General features: G+C 41.4%; 19 protein-coding genes. 11 read left to right on the forward strand and 8 right to left on the reverse strand.

Annotation, left to right across the window (positions count from 1 at the left end):
* Positions 1-3: 3 nt before the first annotated feature.
* The 5 genes from K6V30_RS13900 to K6V30_RS13920 all read right to left on the reverse strand — a co-directional run bounded on the left by K6V30_RS13900 (position 4) and on the right by K6V30_RS13920 (position 4,550).
* Complete coding sequence (locus K6V30_RS13900) at positions 4-348, reverse strand: hypothetical protein (RefSeq protein ID WP_224207152.1); 345 nt, start codon at positions 346-348, stop codon at positions 4-6.
* A 249-nt stretch (positions 349-597) separates the two neighbouring features.
* Positions 598-918 (reverse strand): hypothetical protein, encoded by a 321-nt coding sequence (locus tag K6V30_RS13905; protein WP_224207153.1) that lies wholly within the window; start codon positions 916-918, stop codon positions 598-600.
* 314 nt (positions 919-1,232) lie between these two features.
* The gene (locus K6V30_RS13910; protein WP_195570747.1) at positions 1,233-2,450 is read right to left on the reverse strand and encodes a site-specific integrase; all 1,218 of its coding nucleotides are present in this window, start codon (positions 2,448-2,450) and stop codon (positions 1,233-1,235) included.
* Positions 2,451-2,818: 368 nt separating this feature from the next.
* Positions 2,819-3,829: a GGGtGRT protein gene (locus K6V30_RS13915; RefSeq protein WP_005677721.1), complete on the reverse strand. Its 1,011-nt coding sequence runs from the start codon at positions 3,827-3,829 to the stop codon at positions 2,819-2,821.
* Between the two features lie 19 nt (positions 3,830-3,848).
* Positions 3,849-4,550 carry an iron-sulfur cluster assembly scaffold protein gene (locus K6V30_RS13920; RefSeq protein ID WP_005677723.1) on the reverse strand — a complete coding sequence of 234 codons (702 nt, stop codon included), beginning with the start codon at positions 4,548-4,550 and terminating at the stop codon, positions 3,849-3,851.
* A gap of 237 nt (positions 4,551-4,787) precedes the next feature.
* Between K6V30_RS13920 and K6V30_RS13925 the strand changes: the two genes are divergently transcribed.
* From K6V30_RS13925 to K6V30_RS13960, 9 genes are all read left to right on the forward strand, one after another.
* The gene (locus tag K6V30_RS13925) at positions 4,788-5,192 is read left to right on the forward strand and encodes an HsmA family protein (protein ID WP_008760491.1); all 405 of its coding nucleotides are present in this window, start codon (positions 4,788-4,790) and stop codon (positions 5,190-5,192) included.
* Positions 5,193-5,952: 760 nt separating this feature from the next.
* On the forward strand, positions 5,953-6,453 hold the full coding sequence (locus K6V30_RS13930; protein WP_055269243.1) for a DMP19 family protein: 501 nt from the start codon (positions 5,953-5,955) through the stop codon (positions 6,451-6,453).
* A gap of 82 nt (positions 6,454-6,535) precedes the next feature.
* The gene (locus tag K6V30_RS13935; protein ID WP_008760493.1) at positions 6,536-7,321 is read left to right on the forward strand and encodes a hypothetical protein; all 786 of its coding nucleotides are present in this window, start codon (positions 6,536-6,538) and stop codon (positions 7,319-7,321) included.
* A 26-nt stretch (positions 7,322-7,347) separates the two neighbouring features.
* On the forward strand, positions 7,348-7,893 hold the full coding sequence (locus tag K6V30_RS13940) for a Yip1 family protein (RefSeq protein WP_008760494.1): 546 nt from the start codon (positions 7,348-7,350) through the stop codon (positions 7,891-7,893).
* A gap of 9 nt (positions 7,894-7,902) precedes the next feature.
* Positions 7,903-8,355 carry an SsrA-binding protein gene (gene smpB, locus K6V30_RS13945; protein WP_008760495.1) on the forward strand — a complete coding sequence of 151 codons (453 nt, stop codon included), beginning with the start codon at positions 7,903-7,905 and terminating at the stop codon, positions 8,353-8,355.
* A gap of 89 nt (positions 8,356-8,444) precedes the next feature.
* Complete coding sequence (gene metH, locus K6V30_RS13950; RefSeq protein ID WP_055269224.1) at positions 8,445-11,192, forward strand: methionine synthase; 2,748 nt, start codon at positions 8,445-8,447, stop codon at positions 11,190-11,192.
* A 12-nt stretch (positions 11,193-11,204) separates the two neighbouring features.
* Positions 11,205-11,804, forward strand: coding sequence for a nitroreductase family protein (locus K6V30_RS13955; RefSeq protein WP_055269223.1), 600 nt, complete (start codon positions 11,205-11,207; stop codon positions 11,802-11,804).
* A gap of 71 nt (positions 11,805-11,875) precedes the next feature.
* The gene (locus K6V30_RS25315; RefSeq protein ID WP_008766705.1) at positions 11,876-12,001 is read left to right on the forward strand and encodes a symporter small accessory protein; all 126 of its coding nucleotides are present in this window, start codon (positions 11,876-11,878) and stop codon (positions 11,999-12,001) included.
* Positions 11,998-13,548 carry a sodium:solute symporter family protein gene (locus K6V30_RS13960; RefSeq protein ID WP_055269222.1) on the forward strand — a complete coding sequence of 517 codons (1,551 nt, stop codon included), beginning with the start codon at positions 11,998-12,000 and terminating at the stop codon, positions 13,546-13,548. The genes K6V30_RS25315 and K6V30_RS13960 overlap by 4 nt, the downstream gene beginning before the upstream one ends.
* Positions 13,549-13,617: 69 nt before the next feature.
* Here K6V30_RS13960 and K6V30_RS13965 read toward each other — a convergent pair whose 3' ends face one another.
* Together K6V30_RS13965 and udk are read right to left on the reverse strand one after the other, a co-directional pair.
* Positions 13,618-15,006: an MltF family protein gene (locus K6V30_RS13965; protein ID WP_055269242.1), complete on the reverse strand. Its 1,389-nt coding sequence runs from the start codon at positions 15,004-15,006 to the stop codon at positions 13,618-13,620.
* A 17-nt stretch (positions 15,007-15,023) separates the two neighbouring features.
* Entirely contained in the window at positions 15,024-15,641 is a 618-nt protein-coding gene (udk, locus tag K6V30_RS13970; protein WP_008760501.1) for a uridine kinase, read from the reverse strand.
* A 101-nt stretch (positions 15,642-15,742) separates the two neighbouring features.
* Between udk and K6V30_RS13975 the strand changes: the two genes are divergently transcribed.
* Together K6V30_RS13975 and K6V30_RS13980 are read left to right on the forward strand one after the other, a co-directional pair.
* Complete coding sequence (locus K6V30_RS13975) at positions 15,743-16,042, forward strand: Dabb family protein (RefSeq protein WP_008760502.1); 300 nt, start codon at positions 15,743-15,745, stop codon at positions 16,040-16,042.
* Positions 16,043-16,057: 15 nt separating this feature from the next.
* On the forward strand, positions 16,058-18,112 hold the full coding sequence (locus tag K6V30_RS13980) for a protein-disulfide reductase DsbD family protein (protein ID WP_055269221.1): 2,055 nt from the start codon (positions 16,058-16,060) through the stop codon (positions 18,110-18,112).
* Between the two features lie 95 nt (positions 18,113-18,207).
* Here K6V30_RS13980 and K6V30_RS13985 read toward each other — a convergent pair whose 3' ends face one another.
* Positions 18,208-18,912, reverse strand: a complete 705-nt coding sequence (locus K6V30_RS13985) for a pirin family protein (RefSeq protein WP_010537476.1) — start codon at positions 18,910-18,912, stop codon at positions 18,208-18,210.
* Positions 18,913-18,923: the final 11 nt, after the last annotated feature.

The following is an 18,923-nucleotide window of genomic DNA, read 5'->3' on the forward strand; positions in this document are numbered from 1 at the left end:
TATCTATTGTTTTTGTGTTATGTATCTGCCCAGTTCGTTATTAAAGGCAAGAATATCCTTTTCTGTATTGCCCGTATTCTCAAAATACCTCTTCTTATCCCCCAGGTAACGGTACAGGTGCAGGTTGTCGGAGAGATGCTGGGAATACTTGTTATAGAGCAGATGTTTTCTGGGGCTGGCTAATATGACTTTCCTGCCTGATCTTAGATAAGCTTCAGTAGCTCCGCATCCGCATATACGTTTGTTTAGAATGTAATGTTGTCCTTCCGGTAGCAGGGTATTCCATAAATTGTGCCAGTCTGAAAGGTATCTGATCCCATCGGGGACATTTAATGTAATTTTATGCATGTTTTTGTTTTAAGATGAATGGGGTAAGTCGGAGACAGAGGGCATACGATAGTAGAGAGTATGTAATACATAACCGGTAGGATAATGTAGATGTTATAAAATATACTACAAAAAATGTACTTCTATTATAAAATGTACACGATTTGCACACTTTTTTATAACACTTTTATCTCCTTCCAGGAGTTATGTAATCATCACTCACTCCGTTCACTTACTCTTTGCCTCCGGCTAACCCCGGTTATACAAAATTTATGGTTCATCTATCGTTTTATCCGAACCACCCTTAGTCTTTTGTGAGTGGATATTTAGGGTTACTCCGAAAGTACGCAACAGGTATTTCTTTAATCCCAAGTAAGCTTCAATCTTTGGATAATCCCTTTCACATATGCCCCTGAACTCTTTGAGAGACACATTAATGACCAAGCCTTCATGTAGATCGTATTTCTCCTGTAACCTTTTGATATCCTCCCTGTATCTTCTGGGTATTCTCTGCGGAACTGTTTTTTCGATGACATCAGGACAATCCCGTACCTGACGGTCTAGTATTGAGCTATCGTTCTTACTTGACAATATTATATTTGTTTTCATACATATATCAAGCTTTCGGGGGATTTCAACAGCGAAACAGACTTTTTTGATAAGAGAATAGGGGAATGCTATTATTATAGCACTATTATTAAAATGGTAACTTTATGGTGTAATGACTCGTTTACAATGAAGGATAGGAAAGAAGTACTCTGCGTGTTCTTGATAATCGATATATTTATTATCAACTAGGTATTCTCTGTTAATAATGATAGATTAATTTTCCCCATACGAGTTACTTTAAAAATAATCCTCACCTGCATTTGCTGCAAGTGAGGAATTTGTGGATAGGATATGCTTTAGTAATCAGAATCTCCTGTAAACGTATCCATGAGTTTATCCATCTGCTCGCCTATGCATTTGTCTATTAGCTTTGCATAGTGGGCAGTCATTCTTGTGTTAGTATGCCCCAACATTTTAGAAACGACTTCTAAAGATATGTTATTGGCTAAAGTAACGGTACTTGCAAACGTGTGCCTACTTGTGTGGAAGCAGATTCGCTTATTAATTCCACAAAGTATAGCTATATCCTTTAGATATTTGTTGATGTCCGCAGGGTCTTGAATAGGGAGTAGTTTCTCTCCACCCTTGTACTTATCCAATATCAATTTGGCGATAGGAAGTAGGGGGATTCTTGAAAGTATACCTGTTTTGATTCTACGCTTCTTAATCCATATTCTGCCTGCACTGTCTTTCTCAAAGTGTTCTGGTGCTAATGTTTTAATATCAATGTAGCTTAATCCGGTGAAACACCCAAAGAGAAAGAAATCTCTAGCTTTTTCAAAACGTGGGATAGGAGTATCAAAGTTGATAATTTTCCTCAATTCTTCTTCATCCAAGAAATCCACTTCTACGGGTTCGCGTTCTACTTTATAAGCGTTTACAGGATTGTAGGATATATAAGAGTTGGCGACAGCTAAATTTAGCAACTTCTTTAAGAACTTTAAATGCTTAGTGCAGGAGTTTTGCCCCATCTTCTTTTCACTTAATAGGAATGAGTGAAAACCTTGAATAAAACCAATGTTCAATTCTCTTAGATACAAATCCTCTCTGTTATATTTCTTTAGAATGAACTCTCTGAGTAATCTGCCTGTATATTCAAATATCCAATAAGTAGCAGGTGCAACAGTTTTACCTACCATTGCTTTACGCTCTGTGTTATGCTCTTCCAGTACACTTAATAGGCTTCTTTCTTTTAAACACTCTACTTTGTCAAAGTAAGCATCATATAAAAGTTGGGCTGTAATAATGAACCCTCTGTCTAATAATTCAGCTTCTTTCTCATATAACTTAGCTCTGACTGATTTAAGGTAGTTGTTGAGGCTTGTAGCTTCCTCATCTTTCCCCTTTACTAATTGTCTGTTCTTATCCCAACTGGTAACTTTAATTTGTTTTCCTGTTGAGAATGAACATCTTTCTCCATTGACTGTGATTGTAACCTCAATAGGAGTATTACCATTTTTTCTTGCTTTACTTTCTCTTATTGAGAAGAGAATTGAAAATGAACTTCTTTCCATGGTTTAATCAATTAAAATTAGATATTTGGAAGTTCTTTAAATATGCTATATCTATTTGTAATGTAGGTAGTTATCCTATGTTTTGCGACCACTTGTAAGAAAATAGAAAAATGGTCGCGAATAAGTCGCAAGATAATTGCCATTTTAGCTCAAATTTACCCTAAATCAACTCTTAATTGTGCAACCCATTTACGACCTAAAGAGTCAATTTCTTACAGTAATTTCAGCCAATTATTTGCAATATTCTTGATTGATTTAGAAAGGTCGAAGAAGAGGTAAATCAGCTGTTCAACCTACGAACATACTGAAAATAAAAATCCCCATAACCTTATCAGTTACAGGGATTTAATATGTTGTAATTGTTATAATTACTTGCTCAAAGCCTGAGCTACGTCAACCGCACAAGCCACTGTACAACCTACCATAGGGTTGTTACCAATTCCCAAGAATCCCATCATTTCTACGTGAGCAGGAACTGATGAAGAACCAGCGAATTGAGCGTCTGAGTGCATACGTCCCATTGTGTCGGTCATACCATAAGAAGCCGGACCAGCTGCCATGTTATCGGGGTGAAGAGTACGGCCTGTACCACCACCGGAAGCAACTGAGAAGTATGGCTTACCAGCCAATACACGTTCTTTCTTATAAGTACCGGCAACCGGGTGTTGGAAACGAGTCGGGTTAGTAGAGTTACCTGTGATAGATACGTCTACGCCTTCTTTCCACATGATAGCTACACCTTCGCGAACATCGTCAGCACCGTAGCATTTTACTTTTGCACGAGGACCGTCAGAGTAAGCGATTTCGCGAACTACTTTCAGCTCACCAGTGAAATAATCAAACTGAGTCTGAACATAAGTAAAACCATTGATACGAGAGATGATCTGAGCAGCGTCTTTTCCAAGACCGTTCAGGATGCAACGCAATGGCTCTTTACGTACTTTGTCTGCTTTTGCAGCGATTTTGATAGCACCTTCAGCAGCAGCGAAAGATTCGTGACCTGCAAGGAATGCGAAACATTTAGTTTCTTCGCGAAGCAACATAGCAGCCAGGTTACCATGACCGATACCAACCTTACGGTCGTCAGCTACAGAACCCGGGATACAGAATGCCTGCAAACCGATACCGATAGCTTCAGCAGCTTCAGCAGCGTTTGTGCAGTTCTTCTTAAGAGCAATTGCAGTACCTACCACATAAGCCCATTTTGCGTTTTCAAAACAGATAGGCTGAGTTTCTTCACACGTTTTATAAGGATCAAGTCCGGCAGCTTCGCAGATTGCGTTAGCTTCTTCGATGTCTTTGATGCCGTTAGCGTTCAAGGCTTCAATGATACCTTTGATACGACGGTCTTGGCTTTCGAATTTTACTTCTCTAATCATAGTTTCTTTCCTCCTTATATTATTCGTGACGTGGATCAATGTGTTTAACTGCTCCCTGTTCTGCTGTTACACGACCATAAGTACCTGTAACTTTCTTCAATGCTTCGTTAGCATCAGTTCCCTTCTTGATTTCATCCATGAATTTACCCATGTGAACGAATTCGTATCCACAGATTTCATCATTCTTATCCAAGAAGATATTTTTGATGTAACCTTCAGCCATTTCAAGGTAACGAGGACCTTTAGCCAAAGTACCATAAAGGGTACCTACCTGGCTGCGCAGACCTTTACCTAAGTCTTCCAGACCTGCACCGATAATCAAACCACCTTCAGAGAAAGCAGACTGAGTGCGTCCGTAAACGATTTGCAGGAAGAGTTCGCGCATAGCTGTGTTGATTGCGTCGCAAACAAGGTCAGTGTTCAGTGCTTCGAGGATTGTTTTACCCGGAAGGATTTCAGCCGCCATAGCAGCTGAGTGAGTCATACCGGAACATCCGATAGTCTCAACTAAAGCTTCCTGGATAACGCCTTCTTTAACATTCAGTGTCAGTTTACAAGCACCCTGCTGAGGAGCACACCAACCGATACCGTGTGTCAAACCTGAAATATCAACGATTTCTTTAGATTTTACCCATTTGCCTTCTTCGGGTATGGGAGCCGGTCCGTGGTTAGGACCCTTCTTTACAACACACATGTGTTCCACTTCGTGTGAATAAGTCATAATTAGCTCTTTTTTTAGTGATATAATTAAAAATACGTAGTCACGATTCTCTAAATCGCCCACAAAGGTAGTCGATTTATTTGTTTCTGCAAATCGCCATATCTTACTTTTTTGTGAAAAGTGACAAATCCATTTACGTTTTTTCTTCGTTTGCTAAGTCGGGATTGCATTTGTGAAAGATTACTATGCGTCGAACTATCTATTCGTTGCTTTGTTGTTATCTGAAATATAAATTTTATGGAACTCAATCAGGTTGATATACATTATTTGATAGCGGCAATCTGCGTTATTTCATCTGCATTGGTATTTTATACTATCGGTGTATGGGGAGAAAGGCTGCAAAAGAAACTGAAGTTATGGCATATTATTTTCTTTCTTTTAGGATTGGTGTCCGATGCAGTCGGGACCAGCCTGATGGAGCATATTGCCGAATTAACGCATTTGCATGATGAAATCCACACGGTAACGGGGACGATTGCCATTCTTCTGATGTTTGTACATGCTTCATGGGCGATATGGACTTATGTGAAGGGATCTGCCGAGGCGAAAAGGCATTTTAATCGTTTTAGTATCGTCGTTTGGTGCATTTGGTTAATACCTTATTTAATAGGTATGGCTATAGGAATGCATTTACATGCATAAATAATTATATGTTTTTGCATTAGATAGACTTAAAAGAGTTCCTTCTTTCAGCTATCCTATGCAAAGAAAAAAAATATTTTAGTCTCACGGTCTCACTGTTTTTGTGTAATCTGCATATAATTAGTATATTACAGAATGAGAGATATTTTTCAAATAGGTATCTCTCATCATTTTCTCCCTAGAATCGCTTCATTTCAGTCTATCTCTCACTCTTTTTGGGGGTATCTCTCATTTCATTTCTTTGCCCTTTGCGTAAGTAGTTGCCGAATGCATCTAGCATCTTGGTTGCTGTTTACTTGTTGTTTATATATTATGTTACTTATCTCTATGGCATTTGATGCCTTTATTCGTGTGTTATTTTACCGACATCTTCATCGTTCCACCCGGGTGAACCGATCGTTGTACCCTTGTAAACAGGTCTGCGCACCTAGGTGGACATGCTTGTTCACCTGGGTGGAACGATGAAGAACTCCCTTTGAAAATGCGACAATAATAGTTGTAAAGCAGGTTATTATAGGGTTGTTTGCATACTATTGAACGGTAAAAGAAATGTGCTTAAAGGCTTTTCCGGGAAAGGGAAAGTATATCGGCATGCAATTATCTGGCGGATATCGGAAAGCAGAATGAGATATCCTGTTTTCATGGGTTTGAATTAAATTAATTCCGCCAACAGGTATGTTTTAGTGAGAATGTAGCGGTATTACTAGATAGATATAGAATAAAATTAGTAGCTTTGCTGAATAATTTATTGAACAAAGCTATGATAGAAGTTATGGAGTCCGCTTTACAGAAAGCTGCGGGCGAAGGAATGGATGAATTTATCCAGGTATTTACTGATAAATATAAGGAAGTAATCGGTGGTGAATTGACTGCTGACACGATGCCGTTGTTGACAGGTGAACAGCATTCATTGCTGGCTTATCAGATTTTTCGTGATGAAATAATGTTCGGCGGATTCTGTCAGTTGATTCAGAACGGTTATGGCGGATATATCTTTGATAATCCTTTTGCAAAAGTGATGCGCCTGTGGGGGGTGGAAGAGTTCTCTAAATTGGTATATAAAGCCAAGAAGATATATGATGCCAACCGGAAGGATCTTGAAAAAGAACGGACGGATGATGAATTCATGGCGATGTATGAGCAATATGAGGCTTTTGATGATTTGGAAGAGGCATATTTAGATATGGAGGAACAAGTGACAACACTGGTTGCCAGCTATGTAGATAATCATCTGGAACTTTTTGCAAAAATAATAAAGTAAACGATGCAGTATTTTTTAAGTATCTGCATTTATTAATTGTGAATTAGAATTTATATCTTTGCAAACTCTAAAAAATATGTTTATGAAACAAATGAAATTTTTATTAGTAGCTTTAATGACGGTTTTAATGGGGATGTCTGTTACTTCTTGTATGAATGGGGATGATAATACGATATATACCGGACCTGCGTTCGCTAAATGTACAAACTATTTTCCTGCTACATTTGAATTGGCTAATGGGCAGAAATTAGTTGTGAATGAATTGTCAATGCCTAACTTGAATATAGGAGAAATCTATTTCTTTTACTATCAGTTTGACACAGCGCAACAGCCAGGGAATTCTCAGACTCTTGATGTAACACTTTATGCAGGAAGTACTCCGACTTCTATTAGTGCAAAATCTACTGAAGGACCAGAGAAAGCGGCAGATTATAACGAAGCTACTGCACCTTTATATACTTTTAATAGCGATACATCAACTCAGCCGGGAATACTTTTTGATCAATATCTTGTAATTCCTATTATGTATTGGGTAAAAGTAGAGAGTACAGACGAAAAGCAGAAAGAAGAACTTAATAAGCATTCTTTTATACTCACATATGATTTTGATGAATTGGCATCAGGGTCAACTGAACTTGTCTTGAATCTTAATCATGTGATTAAAGATGGTTCAGAGGAAACTGTGACTCGTGATAAGTATACTTCTACTTATAAGGCATATAATCTGTCTAGTGTTATTTATGCATTCAAACAAGCTACTGGAGTAGAACCAACTAAAATAAAAGTAAATGCAAAGACCAACTCCTCAAAGAATTCTTTGGATGGTGCCGCAAATTCAACGTGGAGTGAAACACTTAAAACAAATTGAACTACAAAGAATTATTTAATATAGCAATGAAATTGATTTCCTCTCCGGCCAAGGCCTGGGAGGAAATTTCTATGGAAGAGGATAGGCGAAAAGTTTTTATGGCTTTTGTCTATCCTATGATTGGTTTATGCGGTTTGTCCGTCTTTATCGGCTCTTTGCTGACGAATGGATGGGGAGGACCGCAAAGTTTTCAAATAGCGATGACCAATTGTTGTGCCGTAGCTGTGGCATTGTTTGGTGGTTACTTTCTGGCGGCCTATGCAATTAACGAAATGGGAGTAAGAATGTTTGGGATGCCTGCCAATGCTCCGTTGACACAACAGTTTGCCGGATACGCACTTGTTGTTCCCTTCTTGCTTCAGATTGTGACCGGACTTTTACCTGATTTTAGAATTATTGCCTGGCTATTTCAGTTCTACATTGTCTATGTAGTATGGGAAGGAGCTCCCATATTGATGCAAGTGGAGGAAAAAGTACGATTGAAATACACCCTTTTCTCATCAGTTTTGTTAATACTATGTCCGACGGTGATTCAAATTGTATTTAGTAAGTTGATAGCCATACTTAATTAATGTGTAAAGATGAAACAACCTTCTGTAAATATCAAGAATAAACGTGCTACATTTGACTATGAGTTGATGGATACCTACACGGCAGGTATCGTATTGACAGGCACGGAAATTAAATCCATTCGTTTAGGAAAAGCAAGTCTGGTGGATACGTTTTGTTATTTTGCGAAAGGCGAATTATGGGTAAAGAATATGCATATCGCCGAGTACTTCTATGGTTCGTACAATAATCATACAGCTCGTAGAGACAGAAAGTTGTTGCTTAATAAGAAAGAATTGGAGAAAATTCAACGGGGAATGAAAGACCCCGGTTTTACTACCGTTCCTGTGCGTTTGTTTATCAACGAAAAAGGTTTGGCGAAACTGGTCGTTGCTTTGGCGAAAGGTAAAAAACAGTACGATAAACGGGAATCAATTAAAGAAAAAGATGACCGCAGAGACATGGCCCGAATGTTTAAGCGATAAGATGGCTTTATAGCGTAATAGTAAGATAAGATCGTGATAGGTCTAAGATAGGCAGAGTGACAATTAGGTGTTAATGTAATAAGGTAAGAATGAAAAAGACAATTTCTCAGATTGTATCCGAGCGTATTCTGATTCTGGATGGCGCAATGGGCACAATGATCCAACAATATAATCTTAAAGAAGAAGATTTTCGTGGTGAACGTTTTGCGCATATTCCCGGTCAGTTGAAGGGGAATAATGATTTGTTGTGTCTGACTCGCCCCGATGTCATTCAAGATATCCATCGTAAATACCTGGAAGCAGGTGCGGATATTATCGAGACCAATACATTCAGTTCTACAACTGTCTCAATGGCGGATTATCATGTAGAAGAATATGTGCGCGAAATCAATCTTGCCGCTACCAGACTGGCACGTGAACTGGCGGACGAATATACGGCAAAGAGTCCGGATAAACCGCGTTTTGTTGCAGGCTCCGTTGGACCTACTAATAAAACCTGTTCTATGAGCCCGGATGTGAACAATCCGGCGTTTCGTGCCTTGTCTTATGACGAACTGGCTGCCTCTTACCAGCAGCAAATGGAAGCCATGCTGGAAGGTGGGGTGGATGCCATTCTTATCGAAACCATATTTGATACGCTGAATGCGAAAGCTGCCATTTTTGCAGCCGGACAGGCTATGAAGGTGACAGGAATAGAAGTTCCTGTTATGTTGTCTGTGACGGTATCCGATATCGGCGGACGTACATTGTCCGGACAGACTTTGGAAGCTTTCCTTGCTTCTGTGCAGCATGCCAATATATTTTCAGTCGGATTGAATTGCTCCTTTGGTGCCCGTCAGTTGAAGCCTTTTCTTGAACAGTTGGCTTCGCGTGCACCTTATTATATCAGTGCTTATCCTAATGCGGGCCTTCCGAATAGTCTGGGGAAATATGATCAGACTCCCGCAGATATGGCTCATGAAGTGAAGGAGTATATTCAGGAAGGATTGGTTAATATTATCGGTGGTTGTTGTGGTACGACAGATGCCTACATTGCAGAATATCAGACACTGATAGCAGGTGCCAAACCTCATGTTCCGGCACCCAAACCGGATTGTATGTGGCTTTCCGGACTCGAACTGCTGGAAGTGAAACCGGAAATCAACTTTGTGAATATAGGTGAGCGTTGCAACGTAGCAGGCTCACGCAAGTTTCTTCGTCTGGTTAATGAAAAGAAATATGATGAAGCCCTTTCCATAGCTCGTCAGCAAGTAGAAGACGGAGCTTTGGTTATTGACGTTAATATGGATGATGGTCTGCTGGATGCCCGGACTGAGATGACTACTTTTCTGAATCTCATCATGTCCGAACCGGAAATAGCCCGTGTACCTGTTATGATCGACTCTTCCAAATGGGAAGTGATCGAAGCCGGATTGAAATGCCTGCAAGGCAAATCAATCGTAAACTCGATCTCTCTGAAGGAAGGGGAGGTAGTATTTCTGGAGCATGCCCGGATCATCAAGCAATATGGAGCGGCAACTGTCGTGATGGCTTTTGATGAAAAAGGACAGGCGGATACTGCTGCCCGCAAGATAGAAGTGTGCGAACGTGCATATCATCTGCTGGTTGATAAAGTTGGATTCAATCCTCATGATATTATTTTCGACCCGAATGTGCTTGCGGTGGCTACAGGAATCGAAGAGCATAACAATTACGCCGTAGACTTTATAGAAGCTACCGGATGGATCAGGAAGAATCTTCCCGGTGCACACGTCAGCGGCGGAGTGAGTAATCTTTCTTTCTCTTTCCGTGGCAATAATTATATTCGTGAAGCAATGCATGCGGTATTCCTTTATCATGCCATCCAGCAAGGGATGGATATGGGAATCGTCAATCCGGGAACTTCCGTACTCTACAGTGATATTCCTGCAGATACGCTGGAAAAGATAGAGGACGTTGTATTGAATCGTCGTCCCGATGCTGCCGAGCGTCTGATAGAACTGGCGGAAGCATTGAAAGAAACGATGGGCGGTACTTCCGGTCAGGCAGCTGTGAGGCAGGATGCATGGAGAGAAGAATCCGTACAAGAGCGTTTGAAATATGCTTTGATGAAGGGAATCGGTGATTATCTGGAACAGGATTTAGCGGAAGCTTTACCTTTATATGATAAAGCTGTAGATGTAATTGAAGGTCCGTTGATGGATGGAATGAATTATGTCGGCGAGCTTTTTGGCGCAGGAAAAATGTTCCTGCCTCAGGTCGTGAAGACTGCCCGTACTATGAAGAAAGCCGTAGCTATACTGCAACCGATCATTGAATCAGAAAAAGTGGAAGGATCATCTTCTGCCGGAAAAGTTCTGCTTGCCACCGTAAAAGGGGATGTGCACGACATCGGAAAAAATATAGTTGCCGTCGTAATGGCGTGCAACGGTTATGATATAGTTGACTTGGGAGTGATGGTTCCGGCAGAAACCATTGTTCAGCGTGCCATCGAAGAAAAAGTCGATATGATCGGTTTGAGTGGCTTGATCACACCTTCTCTGGAAGAAATGACTCATGTGGCTGCCGAACTGGAGAAAGCCGGACTGGATATTCCTCTGTTGATTGGCGGAGCCACTACTTCAAAGATGCATACGGCACTGAAAATCGCACCTGTATATCATGCGCCGGTTGTACATCTGAAAGATGCTTCTCAGAATGCCAGTGTTGCTTCCCGGCTGTTGAATTCGCAGATGAAAGCCGAACTGATTAATGAGTTAGATGCAGAATATCAGGCACTTCGTGAGAAGAGCGGACTATTACGCCGTGAAACAGTATCGTTGGAAGAAGCCCAGAAAAATAAGTTAAACCTATTTTAAAGACTTGTCACAATGAAAAAGATTTTTTCTTTCTTGTGTATGCTCATGGCAATGACTGCTATGATCTCGTGTTCTTCCTCAAAAGAGGAAAAAGGAACAACCGGCACCGGAAATGTCGCTTTGGATAATATCTTTGAGCGTAAGAGCGTGCGTACTTACTTGAATAAAGGGGTAGAGAAAGAGAAAATTGATTTAATGCTTCGTGCAGGGATGTCTGCTCCATCGGGAAAGGATGTTCGTCCCTGGGAGTTTGTGGTTGTTTCCGACCGTGCGAAACTGGATTCGATGGCGGCGGATCTTCCTTATGCCAAAATGTTGACACAAGCCCGTAATGCGATTATTGTCTGTGGTGATTCTGCCCGTTCTTTTTATTGGTATTTAGACTGTTCTGCTGCAGCACAGAATATTTTGCTGGCTGCTGAAAGTATGGGGCTGGGTGCTGTATGGACAGCTGCTTATCCGTATGAAGATCGTATGGAAGTCGTTCGCAAATATACCCACCTGCCCGAGAATATTCTTCCTCTTTGTGTCATTCCTTTCGGCTATCCTGCAACAAAAGAGCAGCCGAAACAGAAATATGACGAGAAAAAGATACATTATAATCAGTATTAGTAAACAAAAGTTTTGTCTTTTCAATAAATTCCTTACATTTGCGGCTTAATTGATTAAAATCTGATACGCAAATGTTTGGAATAGATGACCCTTTTATAGTCTTGCCATATATCCTCTCAGTGATATGTGTGATTTTTGCTGCCTGGTTTGGGCTGAAATATTGGAATAAGGACGACGATAAAGACGAAACGCGATGAATACATTTACTCTTGGCTTGATTGTGATAGCTTATCTGCTGTCATTGGCCTACCTCGGTTTTTTAGGATATAAGAAGACTACGAATACCAGTGATTATCTGGTTGGCGGACGTCAGATGAATCCGATAGTGATGGCGCTTTCTTATGGTGCTACGTTTATCTCTGCGTCTGCTATAGTTGGTTTTGGCGGAGTAGCGGCTGCTTTCGGTATGGGTATTCAGTGGCTGTGTTTCCTCAATATGTTTGTCGGGGTAGTTATCGCCTTCATATTCTTCGGTTTGCGTACGCGGCGCATGGGAGCAAAACTGAATGTCAGCACTTTTCCGCAGTTATTAGGCCGTCATTTTCGTTCCCGTAATATACAGGTGTTCATTGCAGCCGTCATATTTATAGGTATGCCGCTGTACGCTGCTGTGGTAATGAAAGGGGGCGCTGTATTTATTGAACAGATTTTTCAGATTGATTTTAATATATCTCTGCTGATATTTACGTTAGTCATTGCTGCGTATGTGATTGCGGGAGGAATGAAGGGGGTGATGTATACGGATGCTTTACAGGCAGTTATCATGTTTGGCTGTATGTTGTTCCTGTTGTTCTCTTTGTATCAGGTGCTTGGCATGGGTTTTACGGAAGCAAACAAGGAATTGACAAATATAGCCCCTCTGGTTCCGGAAAAGTTCAAGGCATTGGGGCATCAGGGATGGACCGCAATGCCTGTGACAGGTTCTCCGCAGTGGTACTCATTGGTTACCTCTCTTATTTTGGGAGTAGGAATCGGTTGCCTTGCACAGCCTCAGTTGGTGGTACGTTTTATGACGGTAGAAAGTAGCAAACAGTTGAATCGTGGCGTATTTATCGGTTGTTTTTTCCTGATTATAACGGTAGGAGCTATCTATCATGCCGGTGCATTAAGCAATCTTTTCTTCTTGAAGACAGAAGGAGCCGTTGCTACGGAAGTGATACAGGATATTGATAAAATCATTCCTTATTTCATCAATAAAGCTATGCCGGACTGGTTTGCCGCTTTGTTTATGCTCTGTATCCTTTCTGCAAGTATGTCTACGCTTAGTTCTCAGTTCCACACAATGGGAGCATCGGTTGGTTCTGACATTTATGGTACTTATAAGCCCCGTTCTCGTGGCAAATTGACAAATGTGATTCGTTTGGGAGTACTTTTCTCTATTTTGGTCAGCTATATTATTTGTTATATGCTGCCTCACGATATTATCGCTCGCGGAACTTCTATTTTCATGGGTATCTGTGCTGCTGCATTTCTTCCTGCCTACTTTTGTGCATTGTACTGGAAGAAAGCGACGAAACAGGGAGTTATGGCAAGTCTCTGGGTAGGAACTTTAGGCAGTGCTTTTGCATTAATATTCCTTCATCAGAAAGAAGCTGCCGCAATGGGAATATGTAAATTCCTGTTTGGCAAGGATGTATTGATTGAGACATATCCGTTTCCGGTAATTGACCCTATTCTCTTTGCATTACCATTGTCTATACTGGCTATTGTTGTGATTAGCCTTTTGACGGGCAGAAACAAGTAATAGGTATTAAGTATTAGTCGTAGCAGCACAACTGTTGATCCGCATGGCTTAATACTTAATACTTATTACCTATTTTATCTTTTTTTTGTACGATTCGAACCGGGACTGAATATCACGTACGAAGTTGAACGTTTCTATGCCACGGAAATATCCATTTTTACAAACAGGGTCGGTGAAGTATTCCTCATTACTTTTGAGCAGAATGAAGTTTTCGACATTATCTTTCCATACGAGGTTATTTTTTCCGTATTTTTTCGCTAGTGCCATGGCATCGTAAATATGTCCTAGGCCGGCATTGTAAGAAGCCAGTATGAAGTTGAGCCGTTCCTGTTTGTCAGGGATCATATTGAAACTTCGGTCTGTGGCGGCAATGTATTTAACGGCTGCTTTTATACTTTCTTCCGGGTTTTGTTCTTTACCTGCGGGTACGCCCATTGCGCGTGCAGTGGCAGGCATCAATTGCATCAATCCTTTGGCTCCTGCCCAAGATACGGCTGTTGTGTCAAAGTTTGATTCTGTATAGGCGAGGGATGCCAGCATTCGCCAGTCCCATCCGATCTCTTGGGCGTATTTCTTGAATAAATCGTCGTAATGTGATATTTTTCCTTCTTTAAGTGAAAGGATGGGGGAGTGTGGCATCATTTTACTATTCTCGAAGTAACGCTTCATACTTGCCGTATAGGCAGGAGAGGTCATATTTTCTTTATGCCAGTTTGTGGCGGCGGCTGCCAGTTCGGGACTGTCTTTTCGTACAGCCCATGAAGAACGCTGGTCAAAACTGATAGAAAGATCGATATTCAGATTGGGATAGTAAGTTTTATTCAGTTTGGCTAAATCATTATCGGCTACGGTATAGGGAATCTTACCTTGTGCTACCTGGGTGATTAAGTCTTCCGCGGTAACGCTATCTCCCGTTATCTTATGAATATGGATACCACCTCCCAGTTCGTTGTTCAGATTCACGAGGCGATCGTAATATTTGCCTGGTTTGACATATATATCTTTGCCGATAAGTTCCGTTACATCTTTCAGTGGTTTACGCTTTCCATTTCCTTGCTGGACGATAACCTGATGGGTGATTATGTCTTCTCCGCAATACAAAAGGCTGTCTTTCCATTCTTTGGTAATCGGCAGGTTGTAGGCGATCATATCTCCTTCGCCTGACTGTAATTTCTGAATCAATTCACGGACATTTCTGGCTACCTCGATTCTGAGTTTCAGTCCCAGACTTTTAGCGAACTGTTCACTGAGTTCGTATTGGAATCCCATTTCCTGTCCGCGATAAATGAAATATGAAGTAGAGCTATAGAGTGTCAGCACAACCAGTTCTCCACTGTCTTTAATCTGTGGAAGATCGTGTGCTGTTTCATTCTTTTCGGTATGATGTTTGTTCCGGCATCCGAATACACAGCACAAAAGTATAAGAAACAAGGGGAGGATCAGTGTCTTGGCACTCATTCTGAACTCTTTATCTTTCATTCTTCATTTTTCAAATGTTTCTTGATATACATTGTTAATATATCGATAGCTACTGCATTGCTGCCGCCTTCTGGAACGATAAGGTCCGCATAGCGTTTGCAGGGTTCTATGAATTGCAGGTGCATCGGTTTCAGAACACGGGTATAGCGTTCCATGACAGCTTCCGCTGTCCGTCCTCTTTCGATGACATCCCTTTGGATGACACGTATCAGGCGTTCATCGGGATCGGCATCTACAAATATCTTTAGATCCATCATATTGCGTAGCTTCTTGTCGCACAAGGCAAGGATACCTTCAATAATGACGACTTCACGAGGCTCGATGTGGATGGTTTCCGGTTGGCGGGTACAAGTCAGATAAGAATAGGTCGGCTGCTCGATGCTTTTTCCTTCTTTCAGCATCATCACATGTTTGGAAAGCAAGCTCCATTCAAAAGCATCCGGATGGTCAAAGTTGATATTCTGACGTTCTTCAACCGGCACGTGACTACTGTCTTTGTAGTATGAATCCTGAGGTAATAGTACTACTTCTCCAACGGGGAGGCTTTCTATTATTTTTCGTACGACGGTGGTTTTTCCGGAGCCCGTTCCACCTGCTATTCCTATTATTAACATCTCTTTATAGTGTTATTTGAACCAAATAGAGTAATTTTGCATTAGTAATGTAATGCATTGACAAGACAAATATAGAAACAATTCATTAAAATAACAACGTAATGGTGAAACACATTGTATTATTTAAGTTAAAAGACGAAGTTCCCGAAGCGGAGAAACTCGTAGTGATGAATAAATTTAAGGAAGCTATCGAAGCGCTCCCCGCTAAGATTTCAGTGATCCGTAAGATTGAAGTCGGACTGAATATGAATCCGGGAGAGGCTTGGCATATAGCTCTCTATAGCGAATTTGACACGCTGGAGGATGTGAAGTTCTATGCAACACACCCTGATCATGTGGCAGCCGGAAAGATTATAGCTGAAGCAAAGGACAGTCGTGCATGCGTGGATTATGAATTATAACCCCCAATAATGAAAATGAGAAAATTAATTTCTTTTCTGCTTTTAAGCTTTGTAGCCTATACATTGCAGGCGCAGATTAAAGATCCGGTAAAGTTTAAAACAGAACTGAACTCTCTTTCTGATACAGAAGCGGAGATCGTGTTTACGGCTGCCATTGACAAAGGGTGGCATGTTTATTCTACCGATCTTGGAGACGGAGGACCTATTTCTGCCACATTTAATGTGGAGAAGAAGTCTGGTGTAGAACTGGTAGGTAAATTGAAGCCTGTCGGCGAGGAAATAGCTACTTTCGACAAACTGTTCGAAATGAAAGTGCGCTATTTCGAGAATACTGCCAAATTCGTGCAGAAAGTGAAGCTGACTGGTGGAGCTTATGCGATAGAAGGTTATTTGGAATATGGAGCCTGCGACGATGAGAGTTGTCTGCCTCCGACAGAAGTTCCTTTTAAGTTTTCGGGTGAAGCAAAGGCCGGAACTACGGCTGCTCCTGTAGCCAAAGCTGATAAGCCGGAGACAAAAGAGGCGGAAGAAGTAACTGCTCCTGCTGCGTCCAAAGACTCTGCTGCGATGATGGAACTGGTTCCTGCTTCTGCTACGGATGCAAATGCCGATATTCAACCAGCTGTAGCTTCCGGTGACCTTTGGCGTCCGGTAATCAGTGAATTGCAGGCACTGGGCGAGGAACATACTCAGGGAGATATGTCCTGGATTTATATTTTCGTGACAGGTTTCCTGGGTGGATTGCTGGCTCTGTTCACTCCTTGTGTATGGCCTATTATCCCGATGACAGTCAGTTTCTTTCTGAAACGTAGCAAAGATAAGAAGAAAGGTATTCGTGATGCGTGGACTTATGGTGCTTCCATTGTCGTTATTTATGTGGCATTAGGATTGGCTATCACACTGATATTTGGTGCCAGTGCGCTCAATGCTTTATCGACGAATGCTGTCTTTAATATCCTTTTCTTCCTGATGCTGGTAATCTTTTCCGCTTCATTTTTTGGAGCGTTTGAGATTAGATTACCGTCAAAGTGGGGCAATGCGGTAGATAGTAAAGCGGAATCGACTACCGGTCTGCTGAGTATCTTCCTGATGGCATTTACACTTTCACTGGTATCTTTCTCTTGTACAGGTCCGATTATCGGATTCCTGCTTGTACAGGTTTCTACTACAGGAAGCGTGGTGGCTCCGGCTATCGGTATGTTGGGTTTTGCCATTGCATTGGCATTGCCGTTCACACTCTTTGCTCTGTTCCCGTCATGGCTGAAGTCTATGCCGAAGTCGGGCGGATGGATGAATGTGATCAAAGTGACGTTAGGATTTCTGGAACTGGCATTTGCGCTTAAATTCCTGTCGGTTGCCGATCTGGCTTATGGCTGGAGGTTACTCGACCGTGAAACCTTCCTCGCTCTGTGGATTGTCATTTTTGCATTGCTGGGTTTCTATTTGCTTGGTAAAATCAAGTTTCCGCATGACGATGATGACAATAAGGTGGGAGTGACTCGTTTCTTTATGGCGCTTATCTCTCTGGCGTTTGCCGTATATATGGTTCCCGGTTTGTGGGGAGCTCCGTTAAAAGCCGTGAGTGCTTTTGCTCCTCCTATGCATACGCAAGACTTTAATCTGTATAAGAATGAAGTACATGCGAAATTCGATGACTACGATCTGGGTATGGAGTATGCACGTCTGAATGGCAAACCAGTGATGCTTGACTTTACAGGCTATGGATGCGTGAACTGTCGTAAGATGGAAGCCGATGTATGGACGGACCCGAAAGTGAGTGATCTGATTAATAATGATTATGTGCTGATTACTCTGTATGTAGATAATAAAACTCCGCTGACCGAACCTGTGAAGATTGTCGAGAACGGAACAGAACGTACCTTGCGTACTGTCGGTGACAAATGGAGTTATCTGCAACGTGTGAAATTCGGAGCTAATGCCCAGCCTTTCTATGTATTGCTGGATAATCAGGGAAGTCCTTTGAATAAGTCTTATGCTTACGATAAAGACATTCCCAAATATATTGAATTCCTGCAAACTGGACTGGAGAATTATCGGAAGGAAAAATAATCCGAAGATATAACTATCAATGAGAAACGGTCTCACTCTGTAGAGTGGGACCGCTTCATTTAAATAGAATAGAATAAAACTAGAAATAATATTTTTTACATGGGTACTTCCATTACCAGAAGTTTGGTTCCTTTGGTAGCGCGGATAGAGAAACTTTTGGTATCCCATATTCCGATGCCGTCACGTTTGGCCAGATGTTCATCGGCCACGCTGATCTCTCCTTCTATCACAAACAGATAAGCTCCGTTACCTTCCTGATGCATACAATATTCGATGCTTCTTTCCGTATCGAAGTCTCCCATAGAGAACCAGGCATCCTGTTTGATGGAGGCCGGTGTCTTGCCGTTCGGTGAAATGATCAGAGATAACTCGTTCGGTTTCAGCAGCGGACGTATATCGAAATTGTTATATTCGGGTTTCGTATTCTCGATTCGGGGGAATACCCATATTTGCAGGAATTCCAATTGTTCCTCATCGCTGTCGTTATACTCACTATGATAGATACCACTGCCCGTACTCATCACTTGGATATCACCGGGAGTAATCGTTTTCGTATTTTGTACACTGTCGCCATGTCTCAGATACCCTTTCAACGGAATGGAAATTACTTCCATATTTTTATGTGGATGAGTATCAAATCCCATCGACGGGTCTACACTGTCATCATTCAGCACTCGCAAGGCTCCGAAATGGATTCTTTCCGGATTGTAATAGTTGGCAAAACTGAATGTGTGGTGGGTTTTGAGCCAGCCATGATTAAAATAGCCTCTTGATGAAGCTCTGTCGATTACTTTTTTCATAATCTTCCTTT

It is taken from the genome of Bacteroides faecis (genome assembly GCF_020091505.1).
Classification (GTDB): domain Bacteria; phylum Bacteroidota; class Bacteroidia; order Bacteroidales; family Bacteroidaceae; genus Bacteroides; species Bacteroides faecis.